This is a genomic window from Microbacterium sp. MEJ108Y, from assembly GCF_000834175.1.
GTDB classification, from domain to species: Bacteria; Actinomycetota; Actinomycetes; order Actinomycetales; family Microbacteriaceae; genus Microbacterium; species Microbacterium forte.
On the sequence record NZ_JXQX01000010.1, the window covers coordinates 17,077 to 32,264 of the forward strand.

Sequence of the window (15,188 nt, forward strand, 5' to 3'; positions counted from 1 at the left end):
CCAGATTACCGGTCGACGGACTCCGGCTCGACGTGGTCGGCGCGAAGATCGGTGATCGCGCTCTCGAAGTCCTCGAGCGAGTCGAAGGCCTGATACACGCTCGCGAAGCGCAGGTATGCGACCTCGTCGAGGTCGCGGAGAGGTCCGAGGATCGCCAAGCCGATCTCGTTCGTGTCGAGCTGGGAGACACCCGTCTGTCGGACGGCCTCCTCCACCCGCTGAGCGAGGATCGCCAGATCGGCTTCGGTGACGGGCCGGCCCTGACAGGCCTTGCGCACGCCCGAGATCACCTTCTCTCGGCTGAACGGCTCCATGACACCGGATCTCTTGATCACGTTGAGGCTCGCCGTCTCCGTCGTCGTGAAACGACCTCCGCACTCGGGGCACTGACGTCTACGACGGATCGAGAGACCGTCATCACTGGTGCGCGAATCGATGACCCGAGAGTCCGAGTGACGGCAGAAGGGGCAGTGCATCTGACCGATCCTACGCGGTGAAACGCGCCTCGATCGCCTCACCGTGTGCGGGAAGCGCCTCGGTCTCGGCGAGGGCGACGACTCCCGCGCGCACGTCTGCGAGTGCGGCGCGATCGTAGGAGATGACCTGCTGCGGACGCAGGAACGTGTATGCACCGAGTCCGGGCGCGTAGCGCGCCTGTCCCCCGGTCGGCAGGACGTGGTTGCTGCCGGCCATGTAGTCGCCGAGACTCACGGGGGTGTGGTCTCCGACGAACACGGCACCCGCGCTGGTGAAGCTGTCGGCCGCGGCCTCGGCGTCTTGGAGGTGCAGCTCGAGGTGCTCGGGAGCATACGCGTTGCTGAACGCCGTCGCCATCGCACGGTCATCGACCAGGACGATGGCCGACTGCGGCCCGTCCAGCGCTGCCGCCACTCGCGTCGCGTGACGCGTGGCGCCCGCGTGCCGCTCGACCTCCGCGGCGACGCGATCGGCCAGCTCCGGGGAGTCTGTGACGAGCACGGCCGATGCCTGCTCATCGTGCTCCGCCTGGCTGACGAGGTCGGCCGCGATGAGTCGCGGGTCAGCTGCCGCATCGGCCACGACGAGGATCTCGGTTGCCCCCGCCTCGGAGTCGGTGCCGACGACGCCCGCCACAGCCCGCTTGGCGGAGGCGACGTAGTTGTTCCCCGGCCCCGACAGGACGTCGACCGGGTCGAGCCCGATTCCCTCGACGCCGTGCGCGAAGGATCCGATCGCGCCTGCTCCGCCGATCGCGTACACCTCCGTGATGCCGAGCAGGCCCGCCGCGGCGAGGATCGTGGGGTGCACGCGGCCACCCTGGTCCTCCTGCGGCGGTGAGGCGAGTGCGATCTGCTGCACGCCCGCGACCTGCGCCGGGACGACGTTCATGATGACACTGGAGGGATAGACCGCTTTGCCTCCGGGGATGTACACCCCTGCGCGGTGGACGGGCTGCCAGCGCTGGGTGATCGTCGCGCCGGCCCCGATCCGCGTGATCTGACGCTCGGGGACCTGCGCCGCCGAGGCGATGCGCACTCGGCGGATCGCCTCCTCGAGAGCGAGACGGACGTCGGGCGCGAGGCTCTCGAGGGCCTCGGCGATGTGCTGCGCGGGCACACGGATCTCGTGTCCGGAGACACGATCGAAACGCTCGGCCTGCTCGCGCAGAGCCTCTTCGCCGCGCTCGCGCACATCGTCGACGATTCGCGCCGCGGTGTCGAGAGCCTCGGCTCGTGCCTGGGTCGCGCGCGGCACGGCCGCGAGCATGTCAGCCGGCGAGAGCGTGCGTCCCCGCAGATCGATCGTGCGCAAGGTCAGCCTCTCGTGATGTCTGAGATGTCGTGCAGGTAGCCGATGCGACCGTCGTCGTGTCTGATGACGTATGCACCACCACGGTCCTCGATGACGAGAGCCCAGGCGCTCGGACCGACTCGGAAGATGCTCTCGCCGCGCTCGTCGTGCACGTCACGCTCGGTCGGCGCGAGAATCCAGAAAGGCTGCGGCGCCGCGAAGTCGTGCTGCGGGTTCGTCGCGGTGAAGTCGGTCTCGTCGTCGACGGCGGGGAATGCGGTCGTCTCGGCCGACGAGACGTCACGAGCGGTCGTTCCCAGAAGAGACTCGATGCTGCCGGTGTCGGACACGATCTCGGGCTCCTGACCGCGCGATCGACGCGAGTACGCGGGGACGTAGTCCTCATCGGAAGTCGTCTCCTCGGTACCTGTCCCCCCGCCGGAGGCGTGCGAGGAGAGCGGCACCTGCTCGGCGAGATCGAGACGGGCGACCTCGTCGGTCGCCTGGGCGTCGGACAGCTCCACGTCGAGACCGGCAGCCGGAGCGGCCGCGGTCGTATACGCCGGAGGGGCAGTCTCGATCGTGTGCGGCGCAGGGGTGTCGTCTGTCGTGTGCGTCGGAGCAGAGCCTGTCGAGTACGCCGGGGCAGGGTCTGTCGAGTACGCCGGGGCAGGGTCTGTCGGGTACGCCGGGGCAGGGTCTGTCGAGTACGCCGGGGCGACCTGGGGCTCGGGAGCGGCGTCGAATGACGGATCGGCCGCGAGGTGGGGAGCAGCAGCCGCCGCGTGCGGCGCAGCGCCTGCCTCTGGGCCGGCGGGCGTGTCGCTCGCCTCGGGGGCGGGCTCGGGGCGCGGGCGCGCGATGACCGGTCGGACCGGATTGGCGTTGCGGTGCGCGAGCGTGACGAGGCGGCCCTGGAAGTCCTCCTTGAGGCCGGGCACCAGCGGAGCGAACACGGTGAGGACGACGAGCGCGAGCGCCGCGAGAAGCTGGACGACGCCGTTCCAGGGCAGCCCGAAGACGCCGAACTCGATCACGAAGGCGACCGCGTTCCAGAGGGCTCCCAGCCAGAAGACGGCCGAGACCGAGAACGCGACCGATGCGAACTGGTCGATTCCCAGCGATCCGACGCGGCGGATGCCGTCCGGCGAGAAGCGGCGGAGGATCACCAGGAACACAGCGACCGTCGGCACGCCGATGGGCAGGATCCACTGGATTCCGGCGCCCCAGATCGAGGCGTCGCCGACGTAGGGGAAGAACGAGGCGATGAAGGCGATGAGCCACACGCCGACGATGAGCAGCTCCCTCAGAGTGAAACCGAGGATGCCGTACTCCGGCGTCACCTCGTCATCGTAGAGAACGCCGTCATCATCGGAGAAGTCCTCCTCGAAGGCCACTTCGGGTGCGGCCGAGGAACGGTCTGCATCCGACTCGTCGTTGTTCAGGAAGGGTGATTCCGTGCTCATGGGAGAGTCCTTTCGCCACGGTGCAGAGCCTCTGCGTCATGCACCCGAACGCGTCCCGATACTACCCGGTGCATCCGTGAGGACCCCTCGGGCAGCAGCGCTTCGCTGATGCTCAGCCCAGGCAGGTCGGGCCGAGCAGAGATTTGAGATCGCCGAACAGATCGGCGGAGACCTTGACCGGCATCGGCACGTCGAAGACCTTCGCCGTGCCGCCGCGATGCACGCGCAACACCACTTCGGTGTCGCCGTTGTGGCGTCGCAGCACCTCTGCGAGCTCGGTCATCACCCGCTCGGTCGCCCTCTGCTCCGCCAGGACGAGCGAGAGGGGGCCCGCGGCGTCGAAGGAGCCGACATCCGGCGCAAAGGCCGACTGCGCATGCAGATTGAGTCCGTCATCGCGCTTCGACACCCGTCCGCGCACCGCGAGGATGGAGTCCTGCTGCAGGATGTGCTGGAACTCGGTGTAGGTCTTGCCCATGAACATGACCGTCACCTCGCCGTTGAAGTCCTCGACCGTGATCATGCCGTACGGGTTTCCGCTGGCCTTCGCGACACGGTGCTGGACGCTCGTCACGAGACCGGCGACCGTGACCTGCTCGCCGTCCTGCATGTCGTCGGAGTTGATGAGGTTGTGGATCGAGATCGACGCGTGCTTGGCGAGCGGCACTTCGAGCCCCGCCAGGGGGTGGTCGGAGACGTAGAGCCCGAGCATCTCTCGCTCGAACGCGAGTTTGTCCTTCTTGATCCACTCCGGTCGCGCCGGGACTTTGGCAGGCGCCGCCTCTTCCATGTCGTCGTACAGGCTGTCGAAGTCGAAGCCGATCGCGCCCTGCGCCTCGTTCCGCTTGCGATCCACAGCCGCCTCGACGGCATCCTCGTGGATCTCGAGCAGGGCTCGGCGGGAGTCCCCCATTGAGTCGAATGCACCGGCCTTGATCAGCGATTCGACCGTGCGCTTGTTCGAGACATGCAGTGGCACCTTCTCGAGGAAGTGATGGAACGAGGTGAATCGCTCGTCCTTGCGCGCCGCGATGATGCCCTCGACCACGTTGCTGCCGACGTTGCGGACGGCACCCAACCCGAAGCGGATGTCGTCGCCGACGGCGGCGAAGTATTTGATCGACTCCGAGACATCGGGTGGGAGCACCTTGATGCCCATTCGACGGCACTCGTTGAGGTACAGCGCCATCTTGTCTTTCGAGTCGCCGACGCTGGTGAGCAGCGCGGCCATGTACTCGGCGGGATAGTGGGCTTTGAGATAGGCGGTCCAGTACGAGACGACGCCGTAGGCCGCCGAGTGCGCTTTGTTGAAGGCATAGTCCGAGAACGGAAGCAGGATCTCCCAGATCGCGTTGACGGCTCCGTCGGAGTACCCGTTCGCGTGCATACCCGCCTGGAAGCCCGCGAACTGCTTGTCGAGCTCCGACTTCTTCTTCTTGCCCATCGCTCGGCGGAGGATGTCGGCCTGTCCGAGCGAGAACCCGGCCACACGCTGTGCGATGGCCATCACCTGCTCCTGGTAGATGATCAGGCCGTAGGACTCGTCGAGGATGTCGGCGAGCGACTCGGTGAACTCCGGATGGATCGGCGTGATGGGCTGCTGACCGTTCTTTCGCAGCGCATAGTTCGTGTGCGAGTTCGCGCCCATGGGCCCTGGACGGTAGAGCGCGATGAGTGCCGAGATGTCACCGAAGTTGTCCGGCCGCATCAGCCGCATGAGCGATCGCATCGGACCGCCGTCGAGCTGGAAGACTCCGAGCGATTCGCCGCGGCCGAGCAGATCGTAGGCCCCGCGGTCGTCGAGCGCGAGGTGTTCGAGGTCGAGCTCTTCACCGCGGTTGGTGCGGATGTTGTCGAGCGCGTCCGAGATGATCGTCAGGTTGCGGAGCCCGAGGAAGTCCATCTTGATCAGGCCGAGCGACTCGCACGACGGGTAGTCGAACTGCGTGACGATCTGGCCGTCCTGCTCGCGGCGCATGATCGGGATGATGTCGATCAACGGCTCGGACGACATGATCACGCCCGCCGCGTGCACGCCCCACTGGCGCTTCAGACCCTCGAGGCCGAGCGCGCGGTCGAAGACCGTCTTCGCCTCCGGGTCGGTCTCGATGAGAGCGCGGAACTCGCTCGCCTCTTTGTAGCGGGGGTGCGCCGAGTCGAACATTCCGTCGAGCGGCATGTCCTTGCCCATCACGGGCGGCGGCATCGCCTTGGTCAGGCGCTCCCCCATGCTGAACGGGAAGCCGAGCACGCGGCCGGCATCCTTCAGCGCCTGCTTGGACTTGATCGTGCCGTACGTGACGATCTGGGCGACCCGCTCGGATCCGTACTTCCTGGTCACGTAGTCGATGACCTCGCCGCGGCGCCGGTCATCGAAGTCGACGTCGAAGTCGGGCATCGAGACGCGGTCGGGGTTCAGGAACCGCTCGAAGATGAGGCCGTGCTCGAGCGGATCGAGATCGGTGATCTTCATGGCGTAGGCGACCATGGAACCGGCTCCGGACCCACGGCCCGGCCCCACACGGATGCCGTTGTCCTTGGCCCAGTTGATGAAGTCGGCGACGACGAGGAAGTAGCCGGGGAACCCCATCTGCAGGATGATGCCGGTCTCGTACTCGGCCTGCTTGCGCACCTTGTCGGGGATCCCGTTCGGATACCGGTAGTGGAGGCCGGCCTCGACCTCCTTGACGAGCCAGCTGTCTTCGGTCTCTCCGTCCGGCACCGGGAAGCGCGGCATGTAGTTGGCCGCCGTGTTGAACTCGACTTCGCAGCGTTCGGCGATGAGCAGCGTGTTGTCGCACGCCTCGGGGTGATCGCGGAAGAGCTGACGCATCTCGGCGGCGGTCTTGATGTAGTAGCCGTCGCCGTCGAACTTGAAGCGGTTGGGGTCGTCGAGTGTCGAGCCCGACTGCACGCACAGCAGGGCCTCGTGCGCGTCGGCCTCGTGCTGGTGCGTGTAGTGCGAATCGTTCGTGCCGACGAGCGGGATGCTGAGATCCTTCGCGAGCCGGATCAGATCGGTCATGACCCTGCGCTCGATGGAGAGACCGTGATCCATGATCTCGGCGAAGTAGTTCTCCTTGCCGAACAGGTCTTGGAACTCTGCGGCCGCGGCGCGGGCGGCGTCGTACTGACCGAGGCGCAGCCGTGTCTGGATCTCGCCCGAGGGGCAGCCTGTGGTCGCGATCAGCCCCTTGCCGTAGGTCTGCAGAAGTTCGCGGTCCATGCGGGGTTTGAAGTAGTAGCCCTCCATGCTCGACAGCGAGCTGAGGCGGAACAGGTTGTGCATGCCCTGCGTGGTCTCGCTCCACATCGTCATGTGCGTGTAAGCACCGGACCCCGAGACGTCGTCGCTCTTCTGATCCGGGGATCCCCACTGCACCCGGGTCTTGTCACTGCGATGCGTGCCGGGCGTGACGTATGCCTCGAGTCCGATGATCGGCTTGACCCCTGCCGCGTTGGCCGCCTTGTAGAACTCGAACGCCGCGAAGGTGTTCCCGTGGTCGGTCACCGCGATGGCCGGCATCTCGTAGTCGGCCGCCGCCTGGGTCATCGCCGCGATCTTCGCCGCCCCGTCGAGCATCGAGTACTCGCTGTGCACGTGCAGGTGGACGAAGGAGTCGGATGCCATGGTTCGAGTCTACTTTCGGCGTGCGACATCGAAGGTCGGCGCGACCTCCCGCGCCCGCCCGTCGTCCACATCAGGGAAGCGAATCCACCACGCTCACGGCTTTCTTCGACCGTCTGTGCGATCCCCGCAGATCGAGGCGCATCAGCACCCGAGGAAACCCGTCGAGAGTGGATCCGGTCTCAGCGGCCCTCTCGAACCCCGCGTCCTCGAACAGTCGTCTGGTCCCGACGTAGGCCATGGTCGGATTCACCTTCTCGCCGTGATTGTCGACCGGATAGCCCTCGATCGCCGGCGCACCTTGCTGCTTCGCATGCGCGACGGCACCCTCGATCAGTGCGTGCGAGATTCCCTGCTTCCGATAGCCGGGGCGTACCCGGATGCACCACAACGACCACACCTCGAGGTCATCGACGTGCGGGATCAACCGATTGCGCGCGAAACTCGTCGCGCTGCGGGGGTGCACCGCTGCCCAGCCCACCGGCTCGTCGTCGAGATAGGCGATGACTCCGGGCGGCGGGTCCTGATGGCAGAGCTCGCGCACGCGGTCGGCACGCTGTGCGCCCCGAAGCGCGTTGTTCTCCTTGCTGCCTATGCGGTAGCTCAGGCAGAAGCACACGTTCGATGTCGGCTTCTTCGGGCCGACGAGAGTCGCCACATCGTCGAAGTCGGTCGCTGGTCGCACCTCGATGCTCATGCGCTCAGTCTGGCTCAGTCCGCCGACATCCGCCGCAGGCGATTCACTCGCCGCGCAGGATCTCCAGGGCGTGCTCGAAATCCGCGGGGTAGGGCGATTCGAACTGCACCCAGTCCCCTGTCGCCGGGTGCGCGAACGCCAGCTTGTGCGCGTGCAGCCATTGACGCGTCAGGCCGAGTCGCGCCGACATCGTCGGATCCGCGCCATAGAGCGGATCGCCTGCACACGGATGCCGGAGAGCCGCCATGTGCACGCGGATCTGATGCGTGCGCCCGGTCTCGAGGTGGATCTCGAGCAGCGACGCCCCCGGAAAGGCCTCGAGAGTCTCGTAGTGAGTCACCGACGGCTTGCCGTCCGGCACCACTGCGAACTTCCAGGAGTGGTTCGGATGCCGGCCGATCGGGGCATCGATCGTTCCCATCAGCGGGTCAGGATGCCCTTGAACGACCGCGTGGTAGATCTTCTCGACCGTGCGCTCCTTGAACGCGTGCTTCAAGGTCGAGTAGGCCGACTCGCTCTTGGCCACCACCATGAGTCCGCTGGTGCCGACATCCAGACGATGCACGACGCCCTGACGCTCCGGAGCCCCACTGGTGGCCACCCGGAATCCCGCCGCGGCGAGAGCACCGACGACGGTCGGCCCCTCCCACCCGAGCGAAGGGTGGGCAGCGACGCCCGTGGGCTTGTCGACCACGACGATGTCGTCATCGTCGTAGACGATTCCGAGTTCGGGAACCGCGATCGGGATGATCCGCGGCTCCTCCTTCGGCTGCCACTCCACCTCGAGCCATCCTCCACCACGCAGGCGATCGGACTTGTCGAGAGTGACTCCGTCGAGGCGCACGCCGCCGGCGGAGGCGACATCGGCGGCGAAGGTGCGCGAGAAGCCCATGAGCTTCGCGAGCGCCGCGTCGACGCGTGCGCCCTCCAATCCGTCAGGAACCGGGAGGGAGCGGGACTCCACGCTAGCGTCCGTCCGACGCCGGAGCCGGCGCATCGGGAGATGCCCCGTCCGGGCGGGCCACGTCGGGGTGCGGATCCGTGCCGGCCTCTTCGGCCAACGCTGCAGCCTCGGCTTCCTCGTCGGTCTCGACGAGCACATGGTCGCGTTCACGGGTGCCGTCGAAACGAAGCCCGAGCACGACGAGCAGTGCGACCGAGATCATTCCGGTGACGATGAAGATGTCGGCGACGTTGAAGATCGCGGGCATCATCCACGGCATCGAGATCATGTCGACCACATGCCCCATGGGGAACCCAGGGTCGCGGAAGAGACGATCGGTGAGATTGCCGAGGACTCCGCCGAGCAGGCAGCCGAGGACTACAGCCCAGAGGCGCGAGTGGAGTCCGAAGGCCTTCCACACGATAACCCCGGCGACGACCGCCAGAGCGATGGTGAAGATCCACGTGACGTCGGATCCGAGCGAGAACGCCGCACCGGGGTTGCGCACGTAGTACAGCTGAAGGAACTCACCGAGCACCGGGACCGGCTCCTGCAGTGGCAGGTTCTCCGTGGTGAGGTACTTCACAAACTGATCGGCGGCCAGCACGATCGCCGCGAGAATCGCGACGATCGCGCCGGCCGCCGACCGACGAAGGGGACGGCGTCCTGGCAAAAGGACGACCTACAGTCCGATCGCGGAGACCGGAGTCGAGTCCGTCGATGCCGACTTCTCGTCGAGATCGCGGAGCTGACCCTCGATGTAGCCGCGCAGCTGCGAGCGGTAGTCGCGCTCGAAGTTGCGGAGCTCGGTGATCCGGGCCTCGAGTGCATTGCGCTCGCGCTCGAGACGGGCCGACTCTTCGCGCTGCTTGGCCTCGGCCTCGGTGCGGATGCGGTTGACTTCGCCCTCGGCTTCGGCGATGAGCTGAGCGCGCTTGGCCTCACCCTCGGCGACGTGCTCGTCGTGCAGACGCTGCGCGAGCTCGATGATGCCGGCGGTCGCGGTGGCGGAACCCGACGGAGCGGGCTCAGCCGGCGCCTGGGCCGGAGCCGGAGCCTCTTCGACGACCGCAGCGGGCGCCTCTGCAGCGGCTGCGGGAGCGGCCGGCGCGTCGCCGGACTCGTACGCGGCCAGCTTGGCCTTGAGTTCGACGTTCTCTTCGAGGGCCTTGCGCCACTCGATGACGATCTCGTCGAGGAAGTCGTCGACCTCGTCCGGGTCGAAGCCGTCCTTGAAGCGGACGTGCTGGAACTGCTTGGTGACGACGTCATCCGGGGTAAGTGCCATGGTGGCTCCTTCGATGAGTTCGGTTGCCAGTTTTGGAGAATGGCGTGGTCGAGATTCGGCGCGAACCCGGGGCGCGCACCTGGGAGCCAAGCATAGTCCCCGAGCCTGTCAGTCGCGACGCCGCGACACCCCAGGGTGTCGAAGTCGCACAGGACTCAGATGAAGCTTCGGACGATGCTCATCAGGATCAGGACGATCAGGATGGTGATCGAGAACCCGAAATCCAGGGACAGCGAGCCGATTCGCAGAGGCGGGATGATCCGCCGGAAGAACCGGACGGGCGGATCGGTCACCGTGTAGACGAGCTCGGCAGCGACGAGTCCGGCGCCCTTGGGTCGCCATTCCCGATTGAACAGCGGGATGTAGCTCAGAATGAGACGAGCGAACAGCACCAGCAGGTACAGCAGAAGTGCCAGATGCACGATGCTGGCGACGATGGAGACGACGAACCCCACGGTCTACGACTGGTCGAAGCCCGCGGACTCTGCGTCCGCGTGCGCGATTCCCCCGTGTCCAGAGACCGCGATGTTCTCCGGCGACAGCAGGAAGACCTTCGAGGTGACCCGCTCGATGCGGCCGTAGAGGCCGAGCGAGAGCCCGGAGGCGAAGTCGATCAGACGGCGAGCGTCTGCATCGCTCATCTGCGACAGGTTGATGATGACCGGCACACCTTCACGGAAGCTCTCCGCGATGAGCTGAGCATCGCGGTACTGCTTCGGGTGCACGGTGAGGATCTCGTTCACTGCCCCTCCTGCGGGCTGGCGCACGGCGACGGGGCGCCGTAGCGGGGTCACGGGCGCCGGAGCGGGCTCCTCGCGTTCGCGGTCGCGATCACGCTCTCGGTGGGAGCGGGCCGGGGCCGGCTCCTCCTCGTAGACCTCTTCCTCGTCAGCGAGGCCGAGATACACCATGGTCTTCTTCAGCGGGTTACCCATCGTGTCCTCCGGTTCGAACGTGTCGGGTGGTCTTTTTAGAGGTTAACCCCGGTCGGGGCGGGGTCCCGTGATTGCGGACCCGATCCGCAGGTGTGTCGCGCCCGCATCGATGGCCGCGACGAAGTCGCCGGTCATTCCTGCGGATATCCAGTCGGCGGTCGGCTCGACCTCGCGCACTCTCTCGGCGATCGTGCGCAGGCGCGCGAATGCCGAGGCTGGCTCCTCGTCGAGTGGCGCGACCGCCATGACGCCACGCAGGCGCAGCGAGGGAAGCGCGAGGATGTGCTCGGCGAGCGACCGGGCGTCGTCGGGCTCGACTCCGCCCCTGCCCGCGTCATCGGTGAGGTTCACCTGGACGAGGACGTCGAGGATGTCGTCGTCCTCTGCAGCCCTGTGCAGGGCATCCGCCAGCCGGTCGCGGTCGACCGAGTGGACGGCGTCCGCGCTGCGGCGGATCGCGGACGCCTTGTTGGTCTGCGCCTGGCCGATGAAGTGCCAGCGAAGATCGAGGTCGTCCAGCTCGGCTGTCTTCGAGGAGAGCTCCTGCTGACGGTTCTCCCCCACGTCGCGGACGCCGAGCGAATGCAGTTCGCGGACGAGCGACGAGGGGTGGAACTTCGTCACGACGATCCGGGTGATCTCGCCCGGATCCCTGCCGGCCAGGCGCGCGGCGTCGGCGATCCGATGATCGATCGCCGACAGCCGCGCCGCCAGACCGGACTCGGTCTGGCCCTGCGCCTGAGTCACTTCAGGAATTCGGGGATGTCGATGTCGTCATCCGCGAAAGCCGGCTCGATGCTCGTCGCCGCGACGCGCTGCTGCGCCTTCTCGGGCGCGGGCGTCTCGGCTGCGGGCTTGCTCTCCTCGTCGTTCGAGAGAGCCACCTCAGGCAGCGTGCTGGCCGCGGCCGGACGTGAGACGACCATCGGGTCCAGACGCAGCGAGGGCTCGCCGCTGTCGAAGCCGGCGGCGATCACGGTGACGCGCACCTCGTCGCCGAGCGTGTCGTCGATGACCGTACCGAAGATGATGTTCGCCTCGGGGTGCGCGGCCTCCTTGACGAGATCAGCCGCATCGTGGATCTCGAAGATCCCGAGGTTCGAACCACCCTGGATCGAGAGCAGGACTCCATGAGCGCCTTCGATGCTGGCTTCGAGGAGCGGCGACTCGACGGCCAGCTCGGCGGCCTTGATCGCGCGGTCGGCGCCGCGGGCCGATCCGATTCCCATGAGAGCGGAACCCGCGCCCTGCATCACCGACTTCACGTCGGCGAAGTCGAGGTTGATGAGACCCGGGGTGGTGATGAGGTCGGTGATGCCCTGGACACCCGCGAGGAGCACCTGGTCTGCGGTCGCGAATGCCTCGATCATCGAGATGCCGCGATCGCTGATCTCGAGGAGGCGGTCGTTCGGCACCACGATGAGGGTGTCGACCTCTTCCTTGAGCTTCACCACACCGGCTTCGGCCTGGCTCTGACGACGACGACCCTCGAACGAGAACGGCTTGGTGACGACACCGATGGTCAGCGCGCCGATCGACTTCGCGATGCGAGCGACCACGGGGGCTCCACCGGTTCCGGTTCCGCCTCCCTCGCCTGCCGTCACGAAGACCATGTCGGCGCCCGTGAGCGCCTGCTCGATCTCTTCGGCGTGGTCCTCGGCTGCGCGACGACCCACCTCGGGGTCTGCACCGGCGCCGAGTCCGCGGGTGAGCTCGCGGCCCACGTCGAGCTTGACGTCGGCGTCGCTCATCAGCAGCGCCTGGGCGTCGGTGTTCACGGCGATGAACTCGACTCCGCGGAGACCGAGATCGATCATGCGGTTGACGGCGTTGACGCCGCCACCGCCGACGCCGACGACCTTGATCACGGCGAGGTAGTTCTGGTTCTGGCTCATGGCCGGCCTCCGAATAGTCGAACCTGTCTTAGGGGAGATTCCGCCGGGTTGAACCTTAAACCTCAACTAGAGGTGTAAAGTATTTCCCGGTATTGGTTTCTCTTGTTCGAAGGTAAGCGTCACGCACCCCTGCACTCGCAGCGACACGGGCGTGTCGCCCGTTTGCCGTCGAAACCTCAGCCGACGACCACCGCATGCGGCGAAGTGACGTCGATCGTCGACGCCTCAGGGTTGCTGAGCAGGGTCTTCGTGAGCACTTCGCTCTTCATCGGAGAGTCCTCGGAGCTGCCCCAGACGACCGTCAGGCCGCTGCTCAGCGTCAAAGTCACGTCATCGGCCGTCGTCGCACTCACCCCGGTGAGCAGGGCGCGCAGGTCGGCGGGGACGGAACGCACCACGAGACCCGCGCTCTCGAAGGCCGCCGAGTCCGTGCCCCCGTCAATCTCGAGCAGAGGCTGCCCTGCCGGCTGATCGGAGGTCGTGGCGAGAGCGACGCCCGCGGCGTCGACGAGGGTGTAGCCGGCGTCCGAGCGGATGACGCCGACCGGCGTGCGCTCGACGATCCGCACCGTGAGGTCGTGAGGCGGCTTCGCCTCGAGCGCATAGGTCTCGATCAGGGGGAACGCCAGCAGAGCGGCCTTGACCTCGCTCGAGTCGACCAGGGCCAGCGGGGTGCCGACCTGCTCCCCCAGCGCCGCCTCGACTGCGGCGGCGTCCAGCGTCGTCGCGCCCAGCACCGTGATCTTCTCGACGGCGAAGAGCGGACTGTACGCGGCCGCGGTCGTTCCGCCGATCAGGAGCACGACGGCGCCGAGGGCGCTCAGCCAGATGATGCGTCGCCGACGCGACCGCTGCGTGAACCGCCGGATCTCCGCCCGCAGCGCCCTGCGCCGCGCTCTCGCAGCTCGCCATACGTCACGCGTGGACGTCGGTCGCTCCCCGACCTCCTCAGGTGCCTCCGCCCCGGCGCCGGGTGTCGGCCTCAGGGGTGCGATTCGTCCGTCGGCCCGTTCGTCATGATCGACGTCTCTCGCGCGCCCCTTCGTTCCTGCCTGCGCCCGTCGCCGAGGCGCGCCCTCCGCGAGACCCGCGGGAGGCGTCGGAAGCGGAGGCGGACGACGCACCTGTCAGACCTCGGTGGTCCGCAGCGACTCGAGCACCTGCGGGATGATCTGGTAGACATTGCCGCAGCCGAGCGTGACGACGAAGTCGCCCTCGCGGGCCACCGTCGCCGTGTAGTCAGCCGCCTGTTGCCAGTCGGCCACGAAGTGCACGTGCGAGGGGTCGCGGAATGCGCCGCTCACCAGCTCGCCGGTGACACCGGGGACAGGATCCTCCCGGGCGCCGTAGACGTCGAGCACGACCGTGTGGTCGGCGTACGTCTCGAGCACGTCTGCGAACTCGCGGAACATGTGCTGCGTGCGCGAGTAGGTGTGCGGCTGCTGGATGGCGATGATCCTGCCCGAGCCGGCGATCGATCGCATCGCCTCGAGTGCCGCGCGCACCTCCGTCGGGTGGTGCGAGTAGTCGTCGTAGACCGTGACACCGCGCTCGACGCCGTGCTGCTCGAGGCGACGGACCGTGCCGGCGAACCCCTCGACGGCGCGCGCGGACTCAGCCAGACCGAAGCCCACCGAGAGGAGGACGGCGATGGCGCCTGCCGCGTTGATCGCGTTGTGCACGCCCGGCACGGCGAGCTGCAGGCGCACGCTCTCCGATCCCCGACTCACCGTGGCCGCGACGGGCCCGTCCGTCACGATGTCGGTCACTCGGACATCCGCACCCTCCGCCTGCCCGAAGGTCATGACGTTCGGGTGCGAGAGGCCCGCTCCCACGCGCAGCGCACCGGGGTCGTCACTCGAGATGACGACGGCCTCCGTCGCTGCGTCGGCGAAGCGCACGAATGCATCGTGGAACGCCTCGTCCGACCCGTAGTGGTCCAGGTGATCGGGGTCGACGTTCGTGATGAGAGCGACGGCGGTGTCGTAGAGCAGGAAGGTGCCGTCGGACTCGTCGGCCTCGATCACGAAGAGCTCACCCGACCCCGTCGCGCTGGACACGCCGAGCTGTTCGATCACGCCGCCGTTGACGAAGTTCGGGTCGGCGCCGAGCCCCTGCAGCGCGGTCACGATCATGCCGGTCGACGTCGTCTTGCCATGGGCGCCGGCGACGGAGACGAGCCGCCGCGAGCCGATCAGCCAGTGCAGCGCCTGCGAGCGGTGGATGACGTGCAGCCCGCGCTCCTTGGCGGTGACGAACTCGGGGTTCTCGGGCCAGATCGCCCCGGTGTGGACCACGGTGTCCGCGTCGCCGAGGTGGGCGGCGTCGTGCCCGACGTGCACGACGGCTCCTGCTGCCTCGAGTGCGCGGAGGTTGTCGCTGTCGGCGCGGTCGCTGCCTGAGACGCGGATGCCGGCATCGAGGAACATCTTGGCGAGTCCGCTCATGCCGGACCCGCCGATGCCGATGAAGTGCGCAGAGGAGATCGACTCGGGAATCGGGAGGGAGAGGTCAGGTCTGATCATGTCGGGTTCAGTCTACTTTTCGGTGATGACGTTGCGGCGTC

14 protein-coding genes are annotated in these 15,188 nt (G+C 67.2%); all 14 read right to left on the reverse strand.

Annotation, left to right across the window (positions count from 1 at the left end):
• Positions 1–5: 5 nt before the first annotated feature.
• Complete coding sequence (nrdR, locus tag RU09_RS05705) at positions 6–476, reverse strand: transcriptional regulator NrdR (protein WP_042538415.1); 471 nt, start codon at positions 474–476, stop codon at positions 6–8.
• Positions 477–486: 10 nt separating this feature from the next.
• Positions 487–1,791, reverse strand: a complete 1,305-nt coding sequence (hisD, locus tag RU09_RS05710) for a histidinol dehydrogenase (protein WP_042538417.1) — start codon at positions 1,789–1,791, stop codon at positions 487–489.
• Positions 1,792–1,793: 2 nt separating this feature from the next.
• Positions 1,794–3,236 carry a hypothetical protein gene (locus RU09_RS18045; RefSeq protein WP_052492876.1) on the reverse strand — a complete coding sequence of 481 codons (1,443 nt, stop codon included), beginning with the start codon at positions 3,234–3,236 and terminating at the stop codon, positions 1,794–1,796.
• Positions 3,237–3,348: 112 nt separating this feature from the next.
• Positions 3,349–6,867 carry a DNA polymerase III subunit alpha gene (dnaE, locus tag RU09_RS05720; RefSeq protein ID WP_042538419.1) on the reverse strand — a complete coding sequence of 1,173 codons (3,519 nt, stop codon included), beginning with the start codon at positions 6,865–6,867 and terminating at the stop codon, positions 3,349–3,351.
• A gap of 70 nt (positions 6,868–6,937) precedes the next feature.
• The gene (locus RU09_RS05725; protein ID WP_042538421.1) at positions 6,938–7,561 is read right to left on the reverse strand and encodes a GNAT family N-acetyltransferase; all 624 of its coding nucleotides are present in this window, start codon (positions 7,559–7,561) and stop codon (positions 6,938–6,940) included.
• Positions 7,562–7,604: 43 nt separating this feature from the next.
• Positions 7,605–8,525: an RluA family pseudouridine synthase gene (locus RU09_RS05730; RefSeq protein WP_042538423.1), complete on the reverse strand. Its 921-nt coding sequence runs from the start codon at positions 8,523–8,525 to the stop codon at positions 7,605–7,607.
• Between the two features lies 1 nt (position 8,526).
• Positions 8,527–9,177: a signal peptidase II gene (lspA, locus tag RU09_RS05735; RefSeq protein ID WP_042538425.1), complete on the reverse strand. Its 651-nt coding sequence runs from the start codon at positions 9,175–9,177 to the stop codon at positions 8,527–8,529.
• Between the two features lie 9 nt (positions 9,178–9,186).
• Entirely contained in the window at positions 9,187–9,792 is a 606-nt protein-coding gene (locus tag RU09_RS05740; RefSeq protein ID WP_042538426.1) for a DivIVA domain-containing protein, read from the reverse strand.
• Between the two features lie 155 nt (positions 9,793–9,947).
• Entirely contained in the window at positions 9,948–10,247 is a 300-nt protein-coding gene (locus RU09_RS05745) for a YggT family protein (protein ID WP_042538428.1), read from the reverse strand.
• A gap of 3 nt (positions 10,248–10,250) precedes the next feature.
• The gene (locus RU09_RS05750; protein WP_042538430.1) at positions 10,251–10,727 is read right to left on the reverse strand and encodes a cell division protein SepF; all 477 of its coding nucleotides are present in this window, start codon (positions 10,725–10,727) and stop codon (positions 10,251–10,253) included.
• A gap of 42 nt (positions 10,728–10,769) precedes the next feature.
• Entirely contained in the window at positions 10,770–11,474 is a 705-nt protein-coding gene (locus tag RU09_RS05755) for a YggS family pyridoxal phosphate-dependent enzyme (RefSeq protein ID WP_042538432.1), read from the reverse strand.
• A complete protein-coding gene (gene ftsZ / locus RU09_RS05760) occupies positions 11,471–12,622 on the reverse strand; it encodes a cell division protein FtsZ (protein ID WP_042538433.1) in 1,152 nt (383 codons plus the stop codon). Before ftsZ ends, RU09_RS05755 begins: the two co-directional genes overlap by 4 nt.
• Positions 12,623–12,798: 176 nt before the next feature.
• Positions 12,799–13,425: an FtsQ-type POTRA domain-containing protein gene (locus RU09_RS05765; protein ID WP_231567473.1), complete on the reverse strand. Its 627-nt coding sequence runs from the start codon at positions 13,423–13,425 to the stop codon at positions 12,799–12,801.
• A gap of 324 nt (positions 13,426–13,749) precedes the next feature.
• Positions 13,750–15,147 carry a UDP-N-acetylmuramate--L-alanine ligase gene (gene murC / locus RU09_RS05770; RefSeq protein WP_042538435.1) on the reverse strand — a complete coding sequence of 466 codons (1,398 nt, stop codon included), beginning with the start codon at positions 15,145–15,147 and terminating at the stop codon, positions 13,750–13,752.
• Positions 15,148–15,188: the final 41 nt, after the last annotated feature.

Coding starts and splice junctions, on each gene's coding strand:
- nrdR (WP_042538415.1), bottom strand. CDS start 476: ATGCACTGCCCCTTCTGCCGTCACTCGGACTCTCGGGTCATCGATTCG.
- RU09_RS18045 (WP_052492876.1), bottom strand. CDS start 3,236: ATGAGCACGGAATCACCCTTCCTGAACAACGACGAGTCGGATGCAGAC.
- dnaE (WP_042538419.1), bottom strand. CDS start 6,867: ATGGCATCCGACTCCTTCGTCCACCTGCACGTGCACAGCGAGTACTCG.
- RU09_RS05725 (WP_042538421.1), bottom strand. CDS start 7,561: ATGAGCATCGAGGTGCGACCAGCGACCGACTTCGACGATGTGGCGACT.
- RU09_RS05740 (WP_042538426.1), bottom strand. CDS start 9,792: ATGGCACTTACCCCGGATGACGTCGTCACCAAGCAGTTCCAGCACGTC.
- RU09_RS05750 (WP_042538430.1), bottom strand. CDS start 10,727: ATGGGTAACCCGCTGAAGAAGACCATGGTGTATCTCGGCCTCGCTGAC.
- ftsZ (WP_042538433.1), bottom strand. CDS start 12,622: ATGAGCCAGAACCAGAACTACCTCGCCGTGATCAAGGTCGTCGGCGTC.
- murC (WP_042538435.1), bottom strand. CDS start 15,147: ATGATCAGACCTGACCTCTCCCTCCCGATTCCCGAGTCGATCTCCTCT.